At 59.7% G+C, this 4,086-nt stretch carries 5 protein-coding genes and 1 pseudogene; all 6 read left to right on the top strand.

The genetic code is table 11. The annotated features are described in order from the left end of the window. A partial coding sequence (locus tag WCA53_RS19375; protein ID WP_423914290.1) for a S1 RNA-binding domain-containing protein occupies positions 1–264 on the top strand: 264 nt, incomplete at its 5' end. A 21-nt stretch (positions 265–285) separates the two neighbouring features. Further along, a complete protein-coding gene (locus WCA53_RS19370) occupies positions 286–621 on the top strand; it encodes an integration host factor subunit beta (RefSeq protein ID WP_423914288.1) in 336 nt (111 codons plus the stop codon). A gap of 258 nt (positions 622–879) precedes the next feature. Then, positions 880–1,173, top strand: a complete 294-nt coding sequence (locus WCA53_RS19365; protein ID WP_423914286.1) for a LapA family protein — start codon at positions 880–882, stop codon at positions 1,171–1,173. Positions 1,174–1,237: 64 nt separating this feature from the next. Next, on the top strand, positions 1,238–2,413 hold the full coding sequence (lapB, locus tag WCA53_RS19360; RefSeq protein ID WP_423914283.1) for a lipopolysaccharide assembly protein LapB: 1,176 nt from the start codon (positions 1,238–1,240) through the stop codon (positions 2,411–2,413). A gap of 110 nt (positions 2,414–2,523) precedes the next feature. Beyond that, entirely contained in the window at positions 2,524–3,915 is a 1,392-nt protein-coding gene (locus WCA53_RS19355) for a UDP-glucose dehydrogenase family protein (protein WP_423914280.1), read from the top strand. Then, positions 3,893–4,086, top strand: a pseudogene (locus WCA53_RS19350) (D-glycero-beta-D-manno-heptose-7-phosphate kinase); the annotation flags it as partial. The gene WCA53_RS19355 and the pseudogene WCA53_RS19350, both read left to right, overlap by 23 nt.

Genomic DNA, 4,086 nt, shown 5'->3' with positions numbered 1-4,086 from the left:
GGCTACCTCCGCGCTTCGGAAATCGCTCAGGACCGCGTGGAAGATGCTCGCAACGTGCTGAAGGAAGGGGACAAGGTCAACGCGATGATCATCAACATCGATCGCAAGTCGCGTGGCATCAACCTTTCCATCAAGGCCAAGGACTCGGCTGAACAGCAAGAAGCGATTCGTGGTCTGGCTTCGGCTGACTCGAGCACGGCTGCAACCGGCACGACGAACCTTGGCGCGCTGCTGAAGGCCAAGCTCGACGGCCAGAACGGCTAAGCCTCAGGGTATCGCGGCAGTATGACCAAATCGGAATTGGTCGCCCAACTGGCGCTGCGGTTTCCGCAACTTGTTCTTAAAGACGCGGATTTCGCAGTGAAGACGATGCTCGATGCGATGTCGGACGCTTTGGCGAACGGCCATCGCATCGAAATCCGCGGCTTCGGCAGTTTCGGCCTTAATCGACGCCCATCGCGCGTTGGGCGCAATCCCAAGTCAGGGGAGAAGGTGCTGGTACCGGAGAAATTCGTACCGCATTTCAAGCCTGGCAAGGAGTTGCGCGAACGTGTCGATGGCCGCGCAGGAGAGCCGCTGAAGCAGTCGAACGACGTGGATGCCGATGAAGACGATCTTTGAGCGTTTTCAGTCATTGCAGCGTTCAGCCAGCCAGACGGCAGATGACCGAAAGAAAGCACCCGCGAGGGTGCTTTTTTTTCGTCACGTTGTTTTTGCCGCACCGACCTTTCAGCCAACGAGCGAAGCCCGTGCTCCTTGCGCCATACGCTTCATTTACAATACCGGACGCTCGATCAAGGCTGGCGTGGCGCGCACTTTGCGTCGGAGTTGTTGAATCAAAGGTGCCGTCGTTTCGTAATTGCCGTCAAAGAGACCCTTATGAAATTTTTTGTCTGGCTGATCCGTGTTCTCGTGTTCGTGTTGCTGCTGGTGCTGGCGCTCGCCAATACTCAAACGGCCACGCTTAATTTCCTCGCTGGCTACTCGTGGCAGTTGCCGGTGATCCTTATCGGGCTGGGGTTTTTTGTCGTCGGTCTGTTGGCGGGCCTGCTTTGGTTTTTGCCGACCGTATTTCGAATCAAGATGGAAAATGGACGGCTGAAGCGAGACTTGCGCACTGCGCGCGACGTCCCCGTCGTGCCGCAGGAACCGCCCATGCCTCCGCTGATTTGAGCGGCACTGTGCTGGTTCTGCGGGTCGTCGCGAAGCCAGCGCTCAACTTCTTTCAAAATTTCGCATGGATCTAGACTTTTGGTGGCTGCTGATCATCCCCGTCGCGTTTGCCTTCGGCTGGGCGGCGTCGCGCTACGATCTGAAAACGCTGCTGTCCGAAAACGCGAATTTGCCGCGCTCGTATTTTCGCGGTCTCAACTTCCTGCTGAACGAGCAACACGACAAGGCAATCGACGCTTTCATCGAAGTGGCGAAGCTCGATCCTGAGACCATCGAACTCCACTTCGCGCTCGGCAACTTGTTTCGCCGGCGCGGGGAAACTGATCGCGCAATTCGCGTGCATCAAAATTTGCTCGGCCGCGCCGACCTGCCGGTCGCCGAGCGCGATCACGCGCTGTTCGAACTTGGGCAGGATTATCTGAAAGCGGGCCTGCTCGATCGCGCGGAGGAAACGTTCCGCTCGCTTTCTTCGGGCGAGTACGAGCTTGGCGCGCAGCGAGCGTTGCTCACCATCTATGAAATCGAGAAGGATTGGGTGAAGTCGATCGCGACGGCCGAGCATATCGAGACAATGGGCGCGGCCACGCTCACGAAGGAAGTCGCGCAGTTCCATTGCGAATTGGCGCAGGAAGCGCTGCAGCAAAAGAATTCCGCTGACGCCCGTGCGGAGTTGAAGCTTGCGCTGGTCGCCAATCCGGAGAATGTAAGGGCTACGATTTTGGTCGGTGACGTCGATGCGGCCGGCGGGGACCTCGAGTCGGCGATCGCGTGCTGGCGTCGCGTGGAGACGCAAAATGCTGCGTACTTGCCGCTCGTAGCCGAGAAGTTGATGCAGGCCTACACGCAACTCGGGCGGACCACGGAGGGAGTCGATTTGCTGGTCGACTATGTGAATCGTTATCCAACGAACGATTTGCTGGATGTCGCGTTCAAGCACGTGTTGGAACTTCGTGGACTGGATGCGGCGCACGCGCTCGCGCGCAGCCAGATGCAGACGTCGCCCAATACTGCCGGCATGATGCGTTTGCTGGAAGCGCAAGTCGAGACCGCTGAGGAACCGCGTCGAAGCGAACTTGAACTGATGCGTTCACTGGTCCGGCAGCGGACCAAGAACCTGCCGCGCTATACGTGCCAGAATTGCGGCTTTCGCGCGCGCCTTTTCTACTGGCAATGCCCTGGCTGCAGTGGCTGGGAAAGCTACGCGCCACGCCGTGTCGAGCCGATCACCGCCTCTTCCTGAGCGCGCAGGCAGGCGAGCGAACACGCCAACGGCGTAATGTTTGAAACACTCGGATCTCGGGGATGTCCAGGCCCGACGATCCGGCAACCGCCGGTTTCTCCGGAAAGCGTATGAAAATATCCATTATTGGCACGGGTTACGTCGGATTGGTGACCGGTGCGTGTCTCGCCGAAATCGGCAACGACGTATTTTGCGTCGATGTCGATGCTCGCAAGATCGACATCCTTAACAACGGCGGCGTGCCTATCCACGAGCCGGGCCTTCACGAAATCCTCCAACGCACGCGGGAAGCAGGCCGAATCCGCTTTTCCACCGATATCAGGCAAAGCGTCGAACACGGCGAAGTCCAGTTCATCGCGGTTGGAACGCCGCCGGACGAAGACGGGTCGGCGGATCTCCAATACGTGCTCGAAGCGGCGCGCAATATCGGCCGGTATTCGAACGGCTTCAAGGTGATCGTCGATAAATCCACGGTCCCGGTCGGCACGGCGCGGAACGTGCGCGAAGTGGTCGAGCAGGAGTTGCAGGCGCGCGGGTTGGCGTCATCGGCGAAGCACGGCTTTTCGGTCGTATCGAACCCGGAATTCCTGAAGGAAGGCGCGGCGGTGGACGACTTCATGCGCCCTGATCGCATCGTGCTTGGCGTGGACGACGACGAAGCGGGCTTGATCGCGCGCGACAAGATCAAGCATCTCTACGCGCCGTTCAACAGGAACCACGAGCGCACGCTCTATATGGATGTGCGCTCCGCCGAATTTACGAAATACGCGGCGAACGCGATGCTCGCGACCCGTATTTCGTTCATGAACGACTTGTCAAATCTTGCCGACGCGGTCGGCGCGGATATCGAGGCAGTGCGGCGCGGAATCGGCTCGGACCCGCGTATCGGCTATCACTTCCTGTACGCCGGTTGCGGTTACGGCGGTTCGTGTTTTCCGAAAGACGTGCAGGCGCTCGCGCAGACGGCGCGGGAAAACGGACATCCCCTGCGGATCCTGGAAGCAGTGGAGCAGGTCAACCACTCGCAGAAGCAAGTGCTGGTCAGCAAGATCACGAAGCGCATGGGCGAAGACTTGCGCGGGCGGACGTTCGCTGTGTGGGGCCTGGCGTTCAAGCCGAATACCGACGACATGCGCGAAGCGTCCAGCCGCCCTTTGATTGGCGCGCTACTCGAACGAGGCGCGACGGTGCGTGCCTACGACCCTGTGGCGAAGGCGGAAAGCCGTCGCGTGTTTGCGCTTGATCTCGCAGGCAAGCCCGAGCAACTCGCACGCCTGCATTTCGTCGATACCCAGAAGGACGCGCTCCCGGGGGCCGATGCACTCGTGATCGTCACCGAGTGGAAAGAATTCAAGAGCCCGGACTTCGCACACCTGAAGAGCGAGCTCAAGATGCCGGTCATTTTCGACGGCCGTAACCTGTACGAACCCGAAGCGATGGCGGAACTCGGCATCGACTATTTTGCAATAGGACGTCCCCATGTCGAACTTTCCGACGCCTGATTCCAGGGCGCCAGTCATCGCGCCGTTTGCACCGATTGCGCCGATCACGCCCATCTCACGGGAGCGCATCGCAGCCGCACGCGTGCTGGTCGTGGGCGACGTCATGCTCGACCGTTACTGGTTCGGCGACGTGAATCGCATCTCGCCGGAAGCGCCGGTGCCGGTCGTACA

It is taken from the genome of Caballeronia sp. (assembly GCF_049581465.1).
In the GTDB taxonomy this organism is placed as follows: Bacteria; Pseudomonadota; Gammaproteobacteria; order Burkholderiales; family Burkholderiaceae; genus Caballeronia.
Note: the sequence above shows the minus strand (reverse complement) of the source record. Positions and strands in the feature narration are given on the sequence as shown.

Bases quoted from the DNA above. Each gene is read 5' to 3' on its own strand.
- WCA53_RS19365 (WP_423914286.1), top strand. From the start codon at position 880: ATGAAATTTTTTGTCTGGCTGATCCGTGTTCTCGTGTTCGTGTTGCTG.
- lapB (WP_423914283.1), top strand. From the start codon at position 1,238: ATGGATCTAGACTTTTGGTGGCTGCTGATCATCCCCGTCGCGTTTGCC.
- WCA53_RS19355 (WP_423914280.1), top strand. From the start codon at position 2,524: ATGAAAATATCCATTATTGGCACGGGTTACGTCGGATTGGTGACCGGT.
- WCA53_RS19370 (WP_423914288.1), top strand. From the start codon at position 286: ATGACCAAATCGGAATTGGTCGCCCAACTGGCGCTGCGGTTTCCGCAA.